Below are 21,375 nucleotides of genomic sequence, written 5' to 3' on the forward strand. Positions count from 1 at the left end.
TCAGAAAAAAGTTATTGACATAAAACCCAAATTTTCTTACGATAGCGATGTGATGATAACTCGAGGGCCATGCTCATTAAACCTCAGCGGTTTAAGACAACCCCGGTAACTCCCCAAGGAGATGCCGGGGCTTTTGACGTGTGCTTCTAAAAGGAGGTTTGCTCTGATTAACTAACTTAGGATACTTTTTGTAAGCGCTATAATTCATATCCTCTTCCTTATTATTCAAAAATACGATATTCACGAAGGGTGGATTACCATGTTTCAAATGGCCAAACGCGCATTCCTCAGCACTACACTGACTCTCGGCTTGCTTGCCGGCAGCGCCCTGCCGTTCTTGCCAGCTTCTGCTGTATACGCCGATCCGGACACCGCTGTAACCAACAAGCAAAGCTTCAGCACGGACGTAATTTACCAAGTGTTTACGGATCGCTTTTTGGACGGCAATCCCTCCAACAACCCTACCGGAGCCGCTTATGATGCGACATGCAGCAATTTGAAGCTGTACTGCGGCGGAGACTGGCAAGGGTTAATCAACAAAATCAATGATAACTATTTCAGTGATCTGGGTGTCACCGCATTGTGGATTTCCCAGCCTGTCGAAAATATTTTCGCCACGATCAACTATAGCGGTGTAACCAATACAGCCTACCATGGCTATTGGGCCCGGGACTTTAAAAAGACAAATCCGTACTTCGGTACGATGGCCGATTTTCAAAACCTGATTACGACCGCTCATGCCAAAGGCATCAAGATTGTCATTGACTTTGCACCGAACCATACCTCTCCAGCGATGGAAACGGACACATCTTTTGCCGAAAACGGCAAGCTGTATGATAACGGTACACTGGTAGGTGGATACACCAACGATACCAATGGCTATTTCCATCACAACGGCGGCTCCGACTTCTCTTCCCTGGAGAACGGCATCTACAAAAACCTGTACGACCTGGCTGATTTTAACCACAATAATGCGACCATCGACAAATACTTCAAAGATGCCATCAAACTGTGGCTTGATATGGGCGTTGACGGCATTCGGGTGGATGCGGTGAAGCATATGCCTCTCGGTTGGCAAAAGAGCTGGATGTCCTCCATCTACGCACATAAACCGGTGTTCACTTTTGGTGAATGGTTCCTGGGATCAGCTGCAGCTGATGCAGATAACACAGACTTTGCTAACAAATCTGGCATGAGCCTGCTCGACTTCCGCTTCAATGCGGCGGTGCGTAATGTGTTCCGTGATAACACATCCAACATGTACGCTCTGGATTCCATGATTAACAGTACGGCTACGGATTACAACCAAGTGAACGATCAGGTGACGTTCATCGATAACCATGACATGGATCGTTTCAAAACAAGTGCAGTCAACAACCGCCGCCTGGAGCAGGCTTTGGCCTTTACGTTAACTTCACGTGGTGTGCCTGCCATTTACTATGGTACAGAACAGTATTTGACGGGGAACGGCGATCCGGATAACCGGGCCAAGATGCCTTCATTCTCCAAATCCACTACAGCATTTAACGTCATCAGCAAACTCGCGCCTCTGCGCAAATCCAATCCGGCCATTGCCTACGGCTCCACGCAGCAGCGCTGGATTAACAATGATGTATACATTTATGAGCGCAAATTCGGCAAGAGTGTAGCCGTTGTTGCGGTTAACCGTAACCTCTCCACACCAGCGAACGTTACAGGGCTGAGCACTTCCCTGCCTACAGGCTCGTACACCGATGTTCTGGGCGGCGCGCTGAACGGAAACACCATTACCTCCACAAACGGCAGCATTAACAACTTCACTCTCGCTGCGGGCGCAACGGCAGTATGGCAATACACAACAGCCGAAACGACACCAACCATCGGCCATGTTGGTCCGGTCATGGGTAAACCAGATAATGTGGTGACGATTGACGGCCGCGGATTCGGTTCCACGAAAGGCACGGTGTACTTTGGCACCACAGCCGTTACCGGAGCAGCGATTACATCTTGGGAGGATACACAGATTAAAGTAACGATTCCTTCCGTAGCTGCAGGAAACTATGCTGTCAAAGTAGCTGCGAACGGAGTAAACAGCAATGCCTATAACAATTTCACCATCCTCACCGGAGATCAGGTTACCGTTCGCTTTGTTGTGAACAATGCTACCACAACGCTTGGACAGAACATCTATCTGACAGGAAACGTAGCCGAGTTGGGTAACTGGAGCACGGGTTCCACTGCCATTGGACCTGCATTTAATCAGGTCATTCAGCAGTACCCGACCTGGTACTATGATGTCAGCGTACCGGCAGGCAAACCACTGGAATTCAAGTTCTTCAAGAAAAATGGATCGACGATTACATGGGAGGGCGGCTCCAACCACACTTTCACCGCTCCAGCAAGCGGGACAGCCACCGTCACGGTGAACTGGCAGTAAGGGCTGCAAATATTTGATCCACAAGCTAACCCGGAGTACACGCATGCAGCAATGCAACGTAAGCTCCGGGTTTTGCTGTGTGTGATCATCACCATATCCATGCTGAGCCTTCACTTTAAATCTGTGTGAATATCTATGTGTACGTACGTATAGATTTTAAGGTTGTTATAGCAACGATGCCCGTCGCAAGCAACATCATACCTACGCCTTCCAAGACAGTAGCGGCACCCCATTGATCCGCAAAAATCGAGACCACCGTCAGCCCCAGAATCGGCGCTGTACTCGTAATAGTGCCAACGACACCATAAACGCTGCCCTGCATCTCATCCGGCACGGCTGTGCGCAGCATGATCTGGGTGAGCATGGTACAGCAAGCAAACATAGCACCACCGCCAATGATAAGCGGCAACGCCATAAGAGGTGAGGATACATTAGCCAGCAGCATATAGACAGGCCCTAACACAAGCAGTCCAATAAAGACCCAGCGTCCGCGATGTTTCAATCTTTTCCCCGAAGCAATCAACACCCCTGATCCAATCATGTACCCCAGCGGTATACACGTCTCGATCAAACCAAATTGAACGGCGTTTGCCCTCCATACATTAACGGCCATCACCTGTATAAGCATCATGGCTGACATAAAAAAGAGAAGAAGCAGCGGATTAAATAACACAATCGAACGAATAAGCGGGCTGCGATAGATGTAAGTAAATGAATGACGCCACTCCTGTGCAAAAGTTTTCGGTTCACTGTTAGCACGGATGACCTGTGGAAAACGCCCCGCCAGCAGCACACAGATGGCAGACAACAGGAACGTGGCCCCCGTGATCAGGATGGCGATAAAACCGCCAAAGGCAGCTACCGCAACACCAGCAGCAGCCAAACCACTAATGCGAGCCAGATTGTCCACCAGATGTATCGTACCCGTTGCTTGCTGGATGTGCTGTTTGCCGACCATACTCGCAACGGAAGCGTGAAATGCGGGTGCTTGAAACAGACTTGAAAACATGGATAAAGAAAGCAATAACAACAACACAGAAAAAGGCGCCTGCCAGTTGAATAGGCTAACCGCAATCAGCAAAGCCATCACACCGCGAAACACATCGGAAGCAAGCATCAGCTTTCTTCGGTCCAATCGATCGGCTACCGTCCCTGCCACAGATCCAAATAAAAAGCTGACTAACATATTACAAATCTGCACAGCAGCCATGCTTTTTGCACTGCCTGTTGTCTGTAACACCCACAGACTGATCGCAATGCTGTTAAAGCAGTCGCCAAAAACAGATATGCCGTAACCGTACAGAATTCTGCGAAACGTCTTGTTGCGCCACAGCGTTCGCGGAGCTTCACTGCTTTGTAGCATAGCTTGTCCGCCTGGATAGGCTGCAGCTTCAGGCTCACTGGAAGGGTTCATGCTCATACATCACGTTCCTCCTTTTTCTTCATGAGAAGTGCTGAACAAGAACGCCTTAATCGAATCCTGAATTATGAATCCTAGCATCAGCAGCTGTATGTAGAAGCAGACACTTCCGAACGTGGCCAGTCGATAAAGACATGACGTTGCGGAAGTGCCTGGTTGAGATGCCGCAAGAGTGGCTCATCTCGTCCATAATGCGGCTGATTATGCTGTTCTTGGCACGATGTAATATAATTTCACCCTTTGGACGCCCCTGTTGTCAGCCCCTGAACGAGGAAACGCTGCAGGAACACAAACAGCAGAGTAATCGGAATAGCAATCAGCACAGCGCCCGCAGCAAACATCGTGAAGTTGCTGTCCTGATATCGGTTAACCAGATCCCACATGCCCACCGCAAGGGTCCAGTTCTCCTTGGTGCGCAGCACGAGCCGGGCAAAAATAAAATCCATCCATGCCCCCGTGAAGCTGGTTAATGCAACATACGTCAGCATCGGCTTGGATAACGGCAGGATGATGCTGGTGAACACACGCAGATGGCTTGCACCATCGATTCGGGCTGCTTCATCCAGGCTGCGCGGAATGGTGTCAAAGAAACCTTTGACGATGAACCCACCCAGCACCGCGCCCGAGGAATAGACCAGAATAAGCGCAGCATGTGTGTCCAGCAATTTGATTTGCAGCAAAATAATATAAATGGCAATCATGCTCATAAAGCTTGGAAACATGCCCAGAATGAGCATCGTGGACAGAATCGTTTTGCGCCCCCGAAAACGGAACCTGGACAACGCGTACATACCCAGCGTTACCATTAATGTAGAGAAAATCATCGTGAAGAACGCGATTTTCAGTGTATTCATATACCATCTGCCGTACATAAAGGAAGGATTGTTGAACAGCTCTCCGTAATGGGACAGCGTGAAGCTTTCCGGCCATAAACGTTCACTGAACAATGCCGCGCCTGGACGCAGGGACGACAGAAAAATCCACAGAACAGGATAGATGGATACAACAGCAATGATCACTAAAAGCACGTAGCTGAGCGTCAAACGAATCGGATTGTTGCTTTTTTTCATTGAATCATGTCCTCCTCCTTGAATGATTTGGAGCGGCGGAAATTCCAGATGGAGAAGGAAGCGATAATCAGGAAGATGATGATGCCTACCGCGGAAGCCATGTTGAATTTGTTATTATCCAGCGTAAGCTTGTAGAGCCAGGTTACCAGCAAATCCGTGGCCCCCGCGTACTGATAGTCGCCGCGAAGCGGGTTCCCGTTTGTTAACAGGAAGATGACGTTGAAGTTGTTGAAGTTTCCGGCAAACTGCATGATCAGCACCGGTGTCGTGGCAAACAAAATGAACGGCATCGTGATAATTCGGAACTTCTGGAATGCAGAAGCGCCGTCTACTTCGGCTGCCTCGTACAGATCACGCGGAATAGCCGTAAGCACACCCAAAATCAGCACCATGCTGACCGGGATACCGATCCACATGTTAACCACAATGACCGTTACCTTGGCCCAGAACGGATCAGTCAGCCATGGCAATCCTTCCAGACCGAACGCTCGCATGTACGTATTGATCGGTCCAAACTGACCGTTGAACAGGTTACGCATCAGCAGCAAAGAGATAATTTGTGGAATGGCATACGGCAAAATGAAAATAGTACGCCACAGCTTTTTGAAACGGATACCCTGCTGCTCAATGAGCAAAGCTACCAACACACCGCCGAAATAGGTGGTGACCGTAGCCAAAACGGCCCAGATGACCGTCCAGGTCAGCACACCGTAAAATGTCTGGCTCCAGGATTTGAGCTGAATGAGATCGGTGAACGTTTTGAATCCGACCCAATCGACCAGCTTCGCCGGAGGAATGTGGTCTGGTGCCGAATAGTTGGTAAACGCAATCGTCACCGTAAACAGAATGGGCATGATGGTAAAAAACAGAACACCAAGGGCCGGGATCGACAGAAACAGATACGGAAAGTTTCGGTCCATCAGATTGCGCATCGTTGCCGCGGCTCCAAGCGTCGGTTTACCCTGCTCTCTTGCAAGTCCAGTCAGATAGGCGTCACGAATATTCAAAATATAAACAAGTACAAACACAAAAAAGACGAGCAACACGATGATTCCGTCAAGCAGCAAAAAGATGGAATGGTCTCCCTTTTGAAGCACTGTCGAACCATTCACTTTGACAAAACGCTGTGTATTTTCCCCCAGTGTCCATATTCCCCATACCGCATGGGACAACCGCGGAAGCAGGTACGCAAGCCCTGCTCCCTCCAGCAGCAATAGAACAATGCCTTTAATCCACTGCCGATTGTATAACTGTCCCAGACCCTGCAATATGATGGAGCATATGGCCGCTGTCATCCGGTGCTGCTTTTCCCTGCCGGGCTGAGCAGACACCGGGACATGCTGTTGTTGCATGTGCTCTCTCCTCTCTTACCATTCATTATCCAGTTGGAGTCTTTCACAGGCTGGTTAAAATTGATGTTTTGCATGAAGCGTTATTCCCTCGTTATTGCACCGTCGCCAGACTCTCCTTAATCTGCTTCACAGCATTGTCGAGAGAAGCCTTCACATCCTTACCGCTGTCCCAGATATCGGTGATGGCTGATGTTATTGGCCCCCAAACACTGTCCATCGCAGGAAGCGAAGGCATTGGTGTCGAGTTGTTGAATTGCTCAAGGAACGCTTTATTGATCGGGTCTTCCTGTACTTTGGCATCGGCTGCCACATTTTTGTTCGCTGGAAGGGTTCCGTTCATATCAAAGTTCTCCATCTGGGCTTCTTCGTTCGAGAGGAACGCGGCCAGCAGCTTGGAGGCATTCGGGTATTGGGTAAACGCATTGACGTAATAGGCTTTAACACCCGAGAAGGAGGTCATGGGCTTGCCATCAATGGCTGGAAGCGGTGCAACTCCAAAATCGATTCCGGCGGTACGATAGTCGGCAATGGTCCAAGGTCCGTTAATATCCATGGCCAGCTTGCCGCTGGAGAACAGCCCTTTTTTGATATCGTAGTTCACATCTCCCATTTTGAGCGGCAGCACTTCGGCTTTCAGCCTTTGCAGGAACTCTCCGCCCTTCTGGGCACCTTCGTTATTCAAACCGAGATCACCGCTATCCATGCCGTTGTCCCCAAAGATATAGCCGCCTTGAGAAGCCAGGAAAGCGTAGTTGTAATAGAACTGCTGAAGCTCCCACATCAGCGCATACTGATTGGACTTGGTGTTGTTGAACGTTTTGGCAAAATCGATAATTTCATTAAAATCTTTTGGAGCCTCTGGAACTAATGCTTTGTTATAAAAAAGGGCGTACGTCTCCACGCTGTACGGATATCCGTACAAAATGTCTTTGAACGTCACGGCTTTCAGCGCATTCTCGCTGGTATTGGCTGCAGTCTCAGCTTCAAAGATATCATTGGGCAGAATAAGTCCCGCTTCCGAGGCACTACCAATCTTGTCATGCGGAAAAACGACCACATCTGCGGCAAGTCCGGCTGGACCATCCGTGGTCAGTTTAGTGACCTGATCGGTTGGGGGCAGTTCCTCCATTTTGACGGTGACACCGTACTTTTCTTCGAACTTTTTGACACGCTGCTCAATGAAGCTGCTCTGATTTTTGTCCTCCCAGATCACCAGTGTTGCGCCCTCCTCCGGCTGGAGGTTCTCTGCGGTCAACTGAACTTCCTCCTCTGGATTATCACCAGGCGCTGCGGGAGAAGAACTGCCCCCTCCCCCGGTAGAGCATGCAGCCAGTGTAAACGCCATTCCGATAGACAATACTGCACCTTGCCATTTTCTCATGTAAAATTGTCCCCTTTCCCTCTGCGTGGTTCAAAAAAAATCGCGCTTTTCACCCTTTAAACGGCGTACATTGTCAGGATATGTGTCCCATGTGAACTGTTGTACAAACGTTTGCCCAAAATGGAAGACATAATCGTTTCAATATCCAATATGTAGGGGAAATCCAGTTGAAAAGTATGTAAAACCATGATGTAAGCGCTATAATATCTTCCACATCATACAACACTGAACTTTATTTGTACAAACGTTTGCACAAGCTGTATTACTTCAAATTTAACCATATCCTGAATTCTGTTCACAGTAATTTCCTGTTTGCTTGATCTAGCTCTTTCTTCCTTTATTTTGCTCTGCTTGCATTCTGGGTCATATAGTTAAGAATTGATTTCTGGTACCCTTTGCATTACCATAGGAGAATGTTGAAATGATTGAATCAGAAGGGGTTTTTGACATGATTACGATCAAGGATATTGCCAAACTGGCGGGTGTTTCCCCTTCTACAGTGTCACGGGTGATCTCAGGCCATCCCAGAATCAGTACGGAGACATCTCTTAAAGTTAAACAAATCATGAAAGAGCTGAATTACCATCCCAATATGATGGCAAAAAGCCTTGTATCCAAAACCACGCAAACGCTTGGCATTATGCTGCCCCGTCCTGCGGAGGAGCTTTTTCAAAATTATTTCTTCGGAGAGCTTCTGCGAGGCATTATTACTCATGCGACTCGTAACAACTATGAATTGCTGCTGTCTACGGAGACTTCTTCCGATGATGAATTACAGGCGATTTCCCGACTTGTGCACGGGCGCAGGGTAGATGGCATTCTGCTGCTAGGCTCCAAACGGGATGATCCGATCATTACTTTTTTGGAAGAGGAAAAATTCCCTTTTGTGCTCATTGGCCGAAGTGAAACTCACCCCAATGCACCGATGGTGGACAACGACAATGTGCAGACCGCATATGATGCAACGCAGCATCTGATCGCACAGGGGCACACACGCATTGGCTTTGTGAGCGGCCCGCCGGATATTACGTTATCGCATGATCGCATGCGTGGATACCGGAAGGCTCTTGATGAATCCGGACTGACGGCTAATAACGACTGGATCGTAGAGGGTGAATTTCTGCAGGAAAGCGGCTTCCGGGCTATGTCCCTGTTCATGTCTCTGCCCGACAGACCCACGGCCATTGTGGTCATTGATGATAATGTTGCCTTTGGTGTGTTAAGGGCGCTCGCGGAGCTTGGATATCAGGTGCCTGAGGACATCAGCGTGGTCAGCTTTAACAATATTGCTTTGTCCGAACTTGCTTCCCCTCCTCTCAGCTCCATTGATATAGGAACATATCAACTGGGTTATACCGCGGTTCAGGTCTTGCTCAAAATTCTTGGCAATGAACCTCTCACTCAGAACCCGGTGATTATCCCCCACCGCCTGATTGTGCGTGAATCTTCGCTATATTTGAAGGCAAAGCCTTCCCTGAGTTAAGCGCTCTACTCACTTTTTTGTGACAATGCAAACGTTTGTCCCAGTGTCCTTTTATCCGAACTGAAATGTTGTAAAAAGAAGCTTTGGGCACATGCCTGAGATAAAGATAATGACAATGTGAATGACAAAGAAGCCGCAATAATACGGCTTCTTTTGTTACCTTATTTTTACGACTCATGAACCCTCGTCCAATTTAGGGCATGTCTGAAAACTCTGAAGATAGCAGATTTTTCCGAATTTTCGTTCCCAGCAAGGAAGTTTCTCGCAGACGTGCCGGGGCAAGTCAAGGGAAAGTGACGTAGCAGGGGGCGAAAAGGGGATAAAAGATGCACTTCAGCAGGTCAAGACACGCCCTAGTAAGAACTCCAGCCAGCGTCAGCCGTAATTACGGTACCGTTAACAAAACTGGACTCGTCCGATCCGAGGAACAAAGCCACTTTGGCAATCTCTTCGCTCGTTCCTACCCGTGGGTTGATTGCCATCCCCTGCTGCTGTCGTCCTGCACCAAACGGGTTAATGCCCGTCATGGATGCGCCGATGTTGGTCGCAACCGCTCCCGGTGCAATGGCATTACAACGAATGCCTTGCTCGGCATACATGTATCCTGTATTTTTGGTAAAGCCCACCACAGCATGCTTGGATGCCGTATATGCGCCTCCTGCCCGTCCACCGTGCAGGCCACCCGCTGAAGCGATATTCACAATAACTCCTTGCTGTTTCTCCAGGAAGATCGGCAATACTTTTCGTGTTGTACGCATGACACTTGTTGTATTCACAGCAAATACTTTTTCCCACCGCTCATCCGTAATATCCGCAGCCGGCTCCATTCCGTCCATAATGCCCGCATTGTTGACCAGAATATCAACCGTACCATATTTGCTTACGGTTTGATCAATGAGTTGCTGTACATCCTCCTCTTTGGCTACGTTCGCCAGAAGCACAGATGCTTCTCCGCCGTTTGCCTGAATCTCTTGAACGACAGCCTGTGCAGCTTCTTCGTTAATATCAGAAACAACCACTCTGGCCCCTTCTTGCGCATACAGCGTGGCAATAGCCTTCCCCATCCCCGATCCTGCACCTGTGACAATAGCCACTTTATCTTGAAGTTTCATTTTTTATTCCTCCTTCGATGTATTCGTTTTCATAAAGATAACAAACAAATGTTCATTATCTCTTATCCTTAGTATAATAAGTCATAGCTTTTCGATACAATCAGTAAAAGTCTATCCCTTTGTACGTTAAACAACAGGTTATGACCTGTTTGTACGTTATTTTTATGAATATCCCAGGGAGGAATTCCAATGCCCGAAACATCAGAAGTAATGGATCGAAGAATCCGAAAATCCAAAGCTGCACTGAAGGAAGCCCTCCTTCATTTGATGCAAAAGAATACTTTCAAGGAAATCTCCATCTCCGATATCGTGCAGCAAGCTGACCTGAATCGGGGAACCTTTTACAGACATTATCAATACAAGGAAGATCTGTTCAACGAAATCCTGCATGATGTGACTGAGGATCTGGTGACCTCATTCCGCAAGCCTTACGAAGGTTTAAAAGAATTTCATGTGGATCGGATGCCCTCTTCCGCCATTACCATCTTCGAACATGTGCATCAGCACGCCCAATTCTACTCACTCGTTGTGCAATCCGAAGCATCGTCCAGCTTTCAGCGTATGATCTGTGATGTACTGCGTGATCTGTCTTTGCAGGATCTGAATCATATATTCCCTCCGCATATTAACCCGGAACTGCTTGCAAGTTATCAGTCTCATGCCATATTTGGCATGATCATGGAGTGGATCAGACAGGATTTCAAACACAGTCCTGCCTATATGGCGGAAGAGTTGTTCAAAATTATTCATTACACGCCCGCACAACGATTAAAAAATTGAATAATTTCTCAAAATATGGGTATAATAACATAGTTATTATTCAATTATTTACACATTGTCTCGTAAATTAAAATTTGAAGCAGGAGGAATGATGATGAAATCTTTCAAGTATCGTCTTGAGCAAAAAGAACCCCGTACCGGTCCCGGCGGCATCACCCGCGGAGCCTCGGTTCATGACTTCCCCGCATCCATCGGTATTGCGGGAGTGTCCATGCGCCTGGAACCAGGCGGCATGCGCGAACTGCACTGGCATGCGAACGCGGCCGAGTGGGCGTACGTCATCAGCGGTTCCTGCCGCACAACGGTTATTCATCCCGATGGGCATGCGTATACAGATACCTTCGAACCCGGAGATGTATGGTATTTCCCGCGTGGATACGGTCATTCCATTCAGGGTCTCGGACCGGATGAATGCCACTTCATTTTAATTTTTGACAATGGAGATTTCTCGGAGGATCACACGTTCAGCATTACCGACTTTCTGACTCAGACACCAGACGCCGTTGTTGCTCAGAACCTTGGTATATCCCTCGAGCAAGCAGCCAAGCTCAATCAGGGGGAAGCCTATTTTGCCAAAGGTCCTGTGCCGGATGACAGCTCCTCCTCAGCAACTTATCGCCGTAACTCCGAACTGACCACCCCTCACCGTTACCCTTTGCACGCCAAACAGCCGCGCCGGGCACCAGGCGGCGGTACCCAGCGTACGGTAACCGTGGAAGACTTCCCGATCTCCACGACGATGGCCGGATCACTCATTGAGCTGCAACCAGGCGCCCTGCGTGAACTGCACTGGCACCCCAATGCGGATGAGTGGCAGTACTATATCAGCGGCAGCGCAGAGATGACGGTATTTCTTGCAGAAGGCCAGGCCGTAACCGAGCAGTTCGAAGCCGGGGATGTGGGTTATGCTCCGATGGGTGCGGGTCACTACATCAAAAATACGGGTGATGATGTCTGCCGTGTGCTCATCGGCTTCAACAGCGGACATTATGAGGCGATTGATCTCAGTGAGTGGATCGCAGGCAATCCGGTGGACGTACTTTCCACAAATCTGGGCATCTCTCGTGAAGAGGCAGAACAGCTTCCTAATGATACAGTTTTCATCGCGCCAGCCCAAAAGAAAGGCAAATGACCGTAGAGAGCAGGTGCCTTTGAATACCGTAAATTTTCGTATTCGTCGAAGTTTAACGCTAAGAGCATCGGACATACGGTAGAACGTCTGGAGCCGGGATATTCCCGGCTTTTGTTATGCAACGACAAAAAACGGTTGATCCCGGATATCGCGGGTCAACCGTTTTTAAGATGATCGGGTATAACAATAATAATTACAAACCTAACTTCTGTCCTTTTTCCAGCCGCTGAATCTGCTGTTCCCCGGTCTCCGCCAGCTCACGGAACTGACCGATCGTTTCCCGCATTCTTGGCAGAGCCTCTTGCTTGTAGACCGAGATCGAGTCAAGCGCAGACAATACATCCGCAAAGGCCTGCTTCATCGTATCTACGGAGATACTCGCCTCATACGCCTGCTTTTGGATGGCTGTTCCCTGATCCTTCAGCATCTTGGAGGTGCCGGCAATCAGATCATTGGTGGTGCGGTTCAGCAGTTCGATCTTCTGAAGCACAATCTTCTGATTGTAGAGCGCACTGGCCACGGTAACGGCGATCTTCAGTGCCGAGATGGTCACATTTTTCGCGCGATCTACACCACGGATCAGTTCCTTGTTGTTACGAATCACCACTTCAATTGCCATAATTCCCTGCTGATTCACCACGAGCATCTGCTGCAGATCCATCACACGCTGACGGAGCGGGAACAGCACTTCCTCTGTAATAAAACGTACCTTCTCGGGGTCTTCGCCGCGTACCTTGGCTGCCTCAATCTGGGCATCAATGGATTCGTCCATCAGCATGCCCAGCTGAATCTCCTTCTGCAGTCGCTTGGTCAGCTCGCGCAGGCTCTGCTGCTCGATCTCCAGCGTGGTGTTGTCGTTACGCAGCGTAGCGCGGCCTTTGTCGAGTGAAACGACAATGTCGGCGATGACGGCGTCGGCTTTCTGGTATTTGAGGAAATACGCGCGCAGCGGGTTGAACAGCTTGCCCAGAAAGCCGGTTTTGGCAAAATCGACGACACTCGGGTCGAGATCCTTCAGTTGCATGTGCAGCTCGGTCAAGCCTTTGGCGACCTGACCGCCCTCGTCTCCGGTCTTGGACAGATGTCCAACGGAGACTTGAAGCAGCGCGTTTTTCTCCGAGGAGGATCGCATCGTGTTCATGCCAAAGCCGTCGATGGATTGCAAAATTTCTTTACGCTTCTCCAGGGATTCCAGGTCCAGGTTCATGATCATCTCTACGTTGGAACTGGCAACCTGCTGCAGCTCCGCTACCTCGGCGGGCACCGGTTTGATCTCTTCCTCAATCACCTTCTGAATTTCCTTCTGGCTCGGGATCTCCATCGTAAATGACATCCGCATTTCCCCCTTTTCGCTATCAATATCATTACATCCATGTATGGTTACATCTGTACGTTAAACAGGTTTCCGATTTTGTAGACGACATCGTCGGTATCTGCGTTAATGCTCGCTGCCTCGTTAATGCTGGAGATGCTCTCCAGCGCTTTGATGTCGGCATTATATCCAATGGTGTAGATCGGCACTTTGTAGGTCTCGACCAGACCCCGGATGTCCTTCAGCGTGTGGCCTTCATTCGTCTCACCATCACTCAGGACAAAAATCAGCGGTTTCACATTCGGGTTAGCTACCATATAATCCTCCAGCATCTTCATCGCAACAACGATCCCGTCAAAGGTTGCCGTACCGCCTCCAGCCTGCAAGCTGTCCACCGTTCCCACAAACATGGATTGCTGATTCGTATCATACTTGGCTATCGGCAGATTCACGGTCACTGTACTCGAGTAGGATACAAGCCCGATGCTATTGTCGGTACCGAGATACTTCTGACCAGTGCGCAGCGATTCCTTGAGTCGGTTCAACGGCTCGCCGTCCATGCTGCCCGATACATCAGTCACAAATACGGCTGCAATCGGTTTGCTTCCGTTTTTCTTCTCTTTCCAGACTTTCTGAGCGGATAAAAGTGTGCCGCCATCCACAGAGGCCAGCTCGGATTTGTAATCCTGCAAGCCGTTAAAGCCGAACTCTTCCGCCTTCTTCTGATACTGAGCCTGTGTCACAAAGTCCGCAAATTTCTGGATGATCTCCTGTTTGTTCTGCGGCAGTTGACCAAGTGCGTACAGCGGGCTGTCATGCCTTGCGCCAAAAGGAGTGAACACATAGCCGCTCTTGAGATCAGCTGTATTCACATACGTCTGGTATTCCAGCACAAAGGCATCCAGTCTGCCTGACTTGGCCGCTTCACGCATCTGAATGGTCGTGGACGCCGTAAATGGCACGTTGGCCTGGAATTTCTCGAAGCCCTGAATCGCCTTCTCGCCAAGCGGATTAGCGCTATCATACGTGTTCAGCGCGGTTACAAGGAAGTTAAGCCCTGTCGAGCTGGCAAAAGGATCGGTATATCCCATCGAAAGCTCATTGTTGGCAATCGCTTCGGTTACGGTTTTGACGTTAACGGCACCATACGTGTTGACGAGTGCATCATATTTGGCTTTGGAGATGACAATGCCCGGAACGTTGCCGACGAGGCGCTTGGAGATGAGCTTGGCTTTCACTCCGCTCGCTTCCACCATCGCACCCCACAGCTCATTAGACGGTGTGAAGGCATCAGGCACATATTTGCCGGACTTGATGTAATCTGTCGCTGTACCGGAGGCAATGTTGCGGATTTTGACCGAAACGGCTTTGCCGCCAATCGTGATGTTTGCTTTGTTAAAAGCATCCCCCACCTCGGTCAACCAGCCATCGACTCCGCTGCCTGATTTCTCCGGGGAAGAGAAAATTTCGACATAATCATTTGTGGTGTTCTCCACGGTAATCGGGAATTTCGAAATATCCGGCAACGATTCTGCTACATCGACCGGATCAAGATCAATCTGTCCCTTGACGGGCTCTGCCGTGGCCGGTGCGATATCCGCGTATAATTTGCCAAGCTCCTTCCCTGCATTTTCGGTTGTGACCTGTGTGGACGTTTTACCAAAGTTGGATGTTAGTGTGATCCCGGCGTAGACCAGACCAAACACCAGCACAAGCATCATGATGGATATGAATAAAAATTTCCCTTTCTTCGCCATACGTTCATCCCCTCACTGTCTATATAATTTGGTGTGTTTGATTAACTGATCAATCTCCTGCATACAAGGCATCTGTTCAATATCTCCGGCTTCAAAGCTGTCCAGACGTGAAATCTCCAGCAGCAATTGATCCAGCTTGAGCAAAATTTCTTCATTGGTGTGCAGTGAATTTTTGACGTAGGTCAGATAATCGTTATACACTTTCGTTTTTTCCTGAAAAAGCTTCTGTGGCAAATTCACCGATTTGGATTTCATCATACTGGCATAGTCCGCTTCGTCAAAGACGTTCAGACGGTTGAGGATGCTGCGAATATTCAGATACAGAAGCTTCTCGACCTCCTCCGTGACGGAAGCGAATTTCTTGAAGCTCAGCTCGCCTGGATCAAACCGTTGATGAAGTACATTCATCAGGGTCTCTTTTTTCTTTTTCATCCGGCTCAGCTGAGACAGCCCCAGTGTAATATCTTCTTCAAGCACTTTGATGCGTCTGTAAAAAGATAGAGCTTCGACATAATCTTCATGAGTCTCGATCTGTCTCACGGGTAAAACAACCGGCTGTTTGAACAACAAGGCGTAGCTGCCATAGAAAAGCGCCAGTACACTGCCGAACAGCAAGGTTACGGACAGGGCTGTCTGGAACGCACTCTCTCCAAATCCCAATCCGACAAAGCCCGGAGAGAAGGCCAGAACGTTCGCCGCCACAATGCCGAGCATCAGTGCAAAAAATTGTATGTACCTGGTCATGGTCAATCATCCGACCTCCTTTCATGTTAGATGTTGGCATTTCATGTCATATATCCCTTGTTCCTCATCTTCTCATTGTACATGATGTGAACGCTCTCAGGTGGATAGGATTGGAAATCAATATAGAAATATTGCTTCTTATATGAAGGATGTAAGGTGCATTGGGTGATATGGATGTGCGTAATTGACTCGTCGTGAACAAAAGAAAAGATCGATATCATAATATACGTGGCTTGGGCTTATCCCATTATCTATTTTCAGGGACAACACAGAACAGGCTGTGCTGCTTGCAGGTTAGAATGTTATTTTCTCTAAAAAATCAACGTGAACTTGTCAGTAGTCGGTAACTCCCGTATTCAGCGGTACGGAAAAGTGAGGAATACATATAATTATTCGGTAATACGTGGAAATACGGGATGCGTGTCATTTTTGATATAAGATTTTGTTACGCCCGGTGGAGTAAATTCCGTCAATAGAAGGCTGGCGCGGGCATGGAAGGCTTACATGGGATGTACAGAGGAGGGACAGGGGAGCGGCAACGAGGGAGCATTAAAGGTATGTACGGGCGTGCGAAGGATCTATATGAAGGAGCAAACCATAGGTATCATACCAACGGAGTATGGCGTCGGCCGTGCACTGTGCATACGTAACTCCGCGCAGACCAAAAAGACGAAACGGCAGATAACCTCCGACTTCGTCCTTGTGTGACTGAGGCTGGCATATCGTGACTGTGGCTGGCATATCGCCATATTTTGACGATTCATACAGCTAACGATTCCAGATGACGCTATTTGCTGCATTTCAGCCCATCTCAAAATGTAACGATTCTGAGAAACGTTATTTCCGCTTTTGAGTTGTGATTTCGTTGATTTTGACCCGTTTCGGTCGAAATAGCGTCGCTGGGAATCGTTAGATTTCTGAACAGGCCAAATTAGCCCAAATAAGGTCTGTACGATTCGTTAGAATTTCCACGCATCCACCTTGTACCAACCTCGGTTACTTTCGCGATCTGCTCCAATCGCCCCACATACTATTTCTCCGGCACTCTGCTCCAATCGCTCCAGATAGATACTATTACTCCCACAGTCTGCTCCAACCGTGCCATATGCCACTACTTTTTGCTCTACTGCGCGTGGCTCGAATCTCCCTTATTTTCTCCACTCAGATGTGCGTTGGCTCTAAACCCAGTTACCTTCACACTATACTCTTCACCACGCTACATACTTGGCTGGCTCCGCATTGTGCGAACCTCGGTTACCTTCCCGGCGCAGCCGTTGTCACCGATTGCCTGGAAAGTTACCGTCACCTGCTCCTTACTTCGGGTTACTTCCTCAGGGATATCATAGGTCACGTAAAATACTTCACCGATTTTGTTCATATGAATGCGCTGTTCACCCACAACGACACCGTCCACCAGAATGTTGAAAACCCTCTCGTACCGTACACCTTCTCGTTCAAAATGCAGATAATCCCCGCCCCAAAAGGCTACGCACAGCACATTCACAGCATCCGGATCTACAGCCAAACGATAGCTGAACGCCGCATCCTTCACACCGTATGCCTCGCGCCACATATACAGCTTGTTGCGACCGTTTGTGCCAGAGCCATTATACTTCTCACCGCGGCAATTGCTGCCGAGCTGATGCCCAATCTCATCCTGCTGTCCGTCCGGCTGTACGCTGTCGATGGTGAGGTCGTTCAACGCTTTCTCTAAAGCGTCTCCTTCATCATTCAGCGGCCAGTACACGGTGTAAAACTCATGGTGCACAGCATAGAACGGGATCAGCTTCACGGCTTCACCCGTTGACGTCACTTCCTTGCTGAGTTCAAACGTAAGCTTGCTCGCATCAACAACTTTGATCCATTTGCGCACATCCTCTTCTTCCGTCCAAATTACAGGAACGGCTGCCGTCTTCGGATTCAATGCAGTCTCGTCAATAATGGTATCCTCGGGAAGCCCTTCACTGCCAAGTGCTCCGGCAAGCACAATCGGACCATACAGGAATGCAACCTTGTGAGCATCGTCTCTGGCAGTATATTTACGCAGTGCCATCGGCAGCGTAATGCTGATGACATCGCCCGCTGTCCAGGTGCGGTCGATGGAGAGATAGCCGGGTTCCAGGCGGGTATACGACTGGGCCGAATCCCCGTTTACTGTTGCCGTCATCGGCTCCTGAAGCCAGGACGGCACACGTAATCTGAGATGAGCCGAGGCGCTGCCTTCGGTGATCGTCAGGGTTACCTTTTCCGAATAAGGGAAGTCGGTTTGCATCTTTAAGGTCAGCCCCTGTGAAGCCCAGTCCAGCTCCGACGCCATGTACAGGTTCACATACAGGTCTTGCTCATGCTCATAATAGATAGCCTCGGCGTATTTGCCCGGATTCTCCATGCCTGAACCTGTGCAGCACCACCAGGCGGTATCACGTGTACCGTAAATTTTGTAGTGGCCCTGGAGGGTGGAGGCAAAATACGTTTTGTTCCCCGTATCCGGGTCCTGCGTGCCAAGAATATGGTTATAGATGGCGTTCTCATAATAATCCATGTAACTACTGTCCGGGTTCCACGCAAACAGCTGCTTGGTCAGATGCATCATATTATGGGTACAGCAGCTCTCCCCGGTTTTGATGCCAAGGCTCTCCATGCCCTTTGCTTCGTAATGCTCGGATATACTCGTCGCGCCAAATACATAAGAACGATGCTGCACCGTCGTATCCCAGAAAAATCGGGCTGCCGTCCGATACTGGGTCTGCGCAGGGTCCTGGTTGTAGATTTCAGCCGCACCGATGACTTTGGGAATTTGTGTGTTGGCATGCCGCCCCTGCAGCTCATCCCACTCCTGCTCCAGCGGCTCCAGTATGAGTTGATGCGTAAACTGGTGAGCAGCCTCCAGATAGGCGGACGTCCCTGTTATCCCGTACAGCTGGGCAAACACTTCGTTCATCCCGCCATGCTCACACAGCAGCATCGTCTGGATCTGCTCCTCGGTCATGGTGTTCAGGCCCTCCACTGCCCAATCCGCAAAACGTGTAACGACCTCAAGCGCCAGCTCATTGCCTGTCAATTGATAGGCATCAATCAGTCCACGATAGATTTTGTGTACACTGTACCAGGGAACCCAATACTCGCCGATGTTGAAGCCCCCGATATGCTCTGCACGAAACGCAATGTGGAATGCCTTCTCGGACAAACCTCCGATATATCCGCTGCCTGTTGTCTGCTGGATCTCTGCCAGCTCACTCACGGCGTAATCCAGCGTTTGTTTCAATGTGGCATTGCCCGTAGCCTGATAGGTGACTGCAAGCGCAGACATGAAATGCCCCAGGGAATGACCGCTGATCGAGCGGGCTTCCCAGCCTGCATAACGTTCCTTACGCGGCGTTAATCCGTGTGCTTCATAACATGGAGCCAGGAAACGGTCAATGTCCAGCGATAACAAATAACGTTCCCCGGTATGCTGCGACTTTTGAAACAGACCTTCCAGCAGCTGAACATGTGCGGGGCCTAGAAATCCTTGTTTGGTATCTATCATGCGGCTCGCTCCTTTGAGATATGTATTATTTTTCTGAAATGATCAGTTCGGTGCTCTGCTCTGCATACGAAGGGCAAAATCCGTGATTCCTGGCGGGTAATCTCTATCTTCGCTATCCACCTTCTACCCTTGAATGTCCTCATATTATCAAATAAAATACAGTTACATCAGACCCAGAATCCAAGAAAAGGTGGATAAATCCGTCCTATGTCAAAGCCAGTGGAGCACTACCTGTGCGGGAAATTTATATCAGAGGGCAACTGGAGCCACATGCGGCGCAGCATGCCGGTTCACGAAATTATTTTAATGCTGGAAGGTGAGATGTACATTGCGGAGGATGAGGAAAAATACGTTGTACGTGCTCATGATCTGCTGTTTCTGAAGGCAGGTCATACGCATTATGGATATCGGGTTAGCGATGCTCCTGTCAGCTTTTATTGGATACATTACGGCGCAGCACCGGGCGTTTTCAGCAGCTTTCCAACCCATTCAAGCATTCAGGTGCCTTCGATGGCCAATCAGCTGTTCAAGCAGCTGCTGCATGTATGCTCCTTCTCGCCCGAAGAGGCTGACGCCGCCGCTCTGCTGCTCCTGAAGGAGCTGGAGCGAAATCTGCAAACGGACTATCGCCCGCACAGTGCTGTCGTGGATCATATCTGCAAATGGGTCGATATCCATCTGCATACGAATATGACGGTAAATCAGATTGCTGAGCAGTTTAATTTCAACAAGGATTACATCTCCAAAATGGTGAAGCGTGAAAAAGGAGTTGGGCTCAAAGCGTATATTCTCACCGAGCGGATGCGCCGGGCCAAACAGCTGCTGCTGAATACCAATGCCAGTGTAAAAGAGATTGCTGCCCAGTGCGGCTTCAATGACTACAAGTTATTTCTGCGCACCTTCAAGCAGCATGAGGGGAACACGCCAACCGAATATCGCAACCATCTGTACAGCACACAGTTGAACCGCTTATAAACAACAAGAAAGGATACTCGCAGCTTATTTCCTCAATTGTGCTTGATGATAGGGGCCTATAGAAATGTTGAAATCTCTTATTCAAAATTCCAATATATTGATCCGATTCTGCTGTGATATAATGCAAAACAAACAACATTCCCTACTTAGCTTATAAGAAAAGGAGAAATTAATCATGACGACGGCTGCCATTACTATTGTTCCGGCGACTCCGGCTGACCACGACGATATTGTCGATATTCTGGCTGCCAGTTATGCCGAGTATCAGAGCACATTTGAACAATCAGAACGATGGGAGGCCTATGTAAAAGATATCCGGGAATCGGTGGACAATCCTCACCTGACCGAGCTATGGATAGCCAAGATCGACGAACAGATTGTTGGCACGGTTCAGTTATTTGAGACTGCACATAAGGCCTATCCCAACTTCGAGCTGCCGATTGATTATCCATTTATCCGCCTGCTCGGCGTTGCTCCCGCCTGGAGGGGACACGGCATTGCGCGCAAGCTGCTCCAGCGATGCATCGATTCAGCGAAAGAAATGGGCAAAACGACATTGTACCTCTATACCGGTGGCCAGATGCTGAACGCGATCCGGCTGTATGAACGTTTTGGCTTTGTGGAGGACAAGGAATTCAGCTCTGTCAGCAGTGGGGGTAATGCGATCTGTTATCGTTATGACTTCTAGGGATGATGGATGGCTTACTGATGGATGGCTTACTTGCTCATTTACGACATATAGCATATCCAGCTCTCTGGTTTGACAGACAGCCTTATCAGGCGAAGCTGCGTAGTTATGGAAATGCTGCGGAAGTGCAAACAAAGGGCTGCTCCTATGTCATCAGGTCAGATGGCATGAAGGAGGCAGCCCTTTGTTAATTAAAAAATGTTGAGTATCCGAGTAGAACTCGG

Annotated in this window: 16 protein-coding genes; 7 read left to right on the plus strand and 9 right to left on the minus strand. The window is 49.0% G+C overall.

The annotated features are described in order from the left end of the window. Positions 1-259: 259 nt before the first annotated feature. Complete coding sequence (locus HNR77_RS19955; RefSeq protein WP_184188125.1) at positions 260-2,416, plus strand: alpha-amylase family glycosyl hydrolase; 2,157 nt, start codon at positions 260-262, stop codon at positions 2,414-2,416. A 133-nt stretch (positions 2,417-2,549) separates the two neighbouring features. On the opposite strand, the gene HNR77_RS19960 is transcribed toward HNR77_RS19955, so the two are convergent. The 4 genes from HNR77_RS19960 to HNR77_RS19975 all read right to left on the minus strand — a co-directional run bounded on the left by HNR77_RS19960 (position 2,550) and on the right by HNR77_RS19975 (position 7,639). Beyond that, the gene (locus HNR77_RS19960) at positions 2,550-3,836 is read right to left on the minus strand and encodes an MFS transporter (RefSeq protein WP_184188128.1); all 1,287 of its coding nucleotides are present in this window, start codon (positions 3,834-3,836) and stop codon (positions 2,550-2,552) included. 233 nt (positions 3,837-4,069) lie between these two features. Next, entirely contained in the window at positions 4,070-4,906 is an 837-nt protein-coding gene (locus HNR77_RS19965; protein WP_184188131.1) for a sugar ABC transporter permease, read from the minus strand. Next, positions 4,903-6,258: a carbohydrate ABC transporter permease gene (locus HNR77_RS19970; protein ID WP_184188133.1), complete on the minus strand. Its 1,356-nt coding sequence runs from the start codon at positions 6,256-6,258 to the stop codon at positions 4,903-4,905. The genes HNR77_RS19965 and HNR77_RS19970 overlap by 4 nt, the downstream gene beginning before the upstream one ends. 91 nt (positions 6,259-6,349) lie before the next feature. Beyond that, positions 6,350-7,639, minus strand: a complete 1,290-nt coding sequence (locus HNR77_RS19975) for a sugar ABC transporter substrate-binding protein (RefSeq protein WP_184188136.1) — start codon at positions 7,637-7,639, stop codon at positions 6,350-6,352. A 448-nt stretch (positions 7,640-8,087) separates the two neighbouring features. Here HNR77_RS19975 and HNR77_RS19980 point away from each other — a divergent pair, with 448 nt between their 5' ends. Then, positions 8,088-9,122 carry a LacI family DNA-binding transcriptional regulator gene (locus HNR77_RS19980; protein WP_184188291.1) on the plus strand — a complete coding sequence of 345 codons (1,035 nt, stop codon included), beginning with the start codon at positions 8,088-8,090 and terminating at the stop codon, positions 9,120-9,122. Between the two features lie 353 nt (positions 9,123-9,475). Here HNR77_RS19980 and HNR77_RS19985 read toward each other — a convergent pair whose 3' ends face one another. Beyond that, positions 9,476-10,234, minus strand: a complete 759-nt coding sequence (locus tag HNR77_RS19985; RefSeq protein WP_184188138.1) for an SDR family oxidoreductase — start codon at positions 10,232-10,234, stop codon at positions 9,476-9,478. A gap of 189 nt (positions 10,235-10,423) precedes the next feature. Here HNR77_RS19985 and HNR77_RS19990 point away from each other — a divergent pair, with 189 nt between their 5' ends. Together HNR77_RS19990 and HNR77_RS19995 are read left to right on the plus strand one after the other, a co-directional pair. Beyond that, positions 10,424-11,014: a TetR/AcrR family transcriptional regulator gene (locus HNR77_RS19990; protein WP_260410706.1), complete on the plus strand. Its 591-nt coding sequence runs from the start codon at positions 10,424-10,426 to the stop codon at positions 11,012-11,014. A 94-nt stretch (positions 11,015-11,108) separates the two neighbouring features. Beyond that, the gene (locus tag HNR77_RS19995; protein ID WP_184188141.1) at positions 11,109-12,146 is read left to right on the plus strand and encodes a cupin domain-containing protein; all 1,038 of its coding nucleotides are present in this window, start codon (positions 11,109-11,111) and stop codon (positions 12,144-12,146) included. Between the two features lie 193 nt (positions 12,147-12,339). On the opposite strand, the gene HNR77_RS20000 is transcribed toward HNR77_RS19995, so the two are convergent. The 4 genes from HNR77_RS20000 to HNR77_RS20015 form a co-directional block, all read right to left on the minus strand. Further along, positions 12,340-13,479: a toxic anion resistance protein gene (locus tag HNR77_RS20000; protein WP_184188144.1), complete on the minus strand. Its 1,140-nt coding sequence runs from the start codon at positions 13,477-13,479 to the stop codon at positions 12,340-12,342. Between the two features lie 47 nt (positions 13,480-13,526). Continuing rightward, entirely contained in the window at positions 13,527-15,215 is a 1,689-nt protein-coding gene (locus HNR77_RS20005) for a vWA domain-containing protein (RefSeq protein ID WP_184188146.1), read from the minus strand. Between the two features lie 12 nt (positions 15,216-15,227). Next, entirely contained in the window at positions 15,228-15,959 is a 732-nt protein-coding gene (locus HNR77_RS20010) for a hypothetical protein (protein ID WP_184188296.1), read from the minus strand. A gap of 1,216 nt (positions 15,960-17,175) precedes the next feature. Next, positions 17,176-19,488: a beta-L-arabinofuranosidase domain-containing protein gene (locus HNR77_RS20015; RefSeq protein ID WP_184188149.1), complete on the minus strand. Its 2,313-nt coding sequence runs from the start codon at positions 19,486-19,488 to the stop codon at positions 17,176-17,178. Positions 19,489-19,695: 207 nt separating this feature from the next. Between HNR77_RS20015 and HNR77_RS20020 the strand changes: the two genes are divergently transcribed. From HNR77_RS20020 to HNR77_RS20030, 3 genes are all read left to right on the plus strand, one after another. Next, on the plus strand, positions 19,696-20,463 hold the full coding sequence (locus tag HNR77_RS20020) for a helix-turn-helix transcriptional regulator (protein ID WP_184188152.1): 768 nt from the start codon (positions 19,696-19,698) through the stop codon (positions 20,461-20,463). 175 nt (positions 20,464-20,638) lie between these two features. Then, entirely contained in the window at positions 20,639-21,151 is a 513-nt protein-coding gene (locus HNR77_RS20025; protein WP_184188155.1) for a GNAT family N-acetyltransferase, read from the plus strand. A 2-nt stretch (positions 21,152-21,153) separates the two neighbouring features. After that, positions 21,154-21,342 (plus strand): hypothetical protein, encoded by a 189-nt coding sequence (locus tag HNR77_RS20030; protein ID WP_184188158.1) that lies wholly within the window; start codon positions 21,154-21,156, stop codon positions 21,340-21,342. Positions 21,343-21,375: the final 33 nt, after the last annotated feature.

Origin of the sequence: Paenibacillus sp. JGP012 (assembly GCF_014203995.1) — a bacterium.
GTDB lineage: Bacteria > Bacillota > Bacilli > Paenibacillales > Paenibacillaceae > Paenibacillus > Paenibacillus silvae.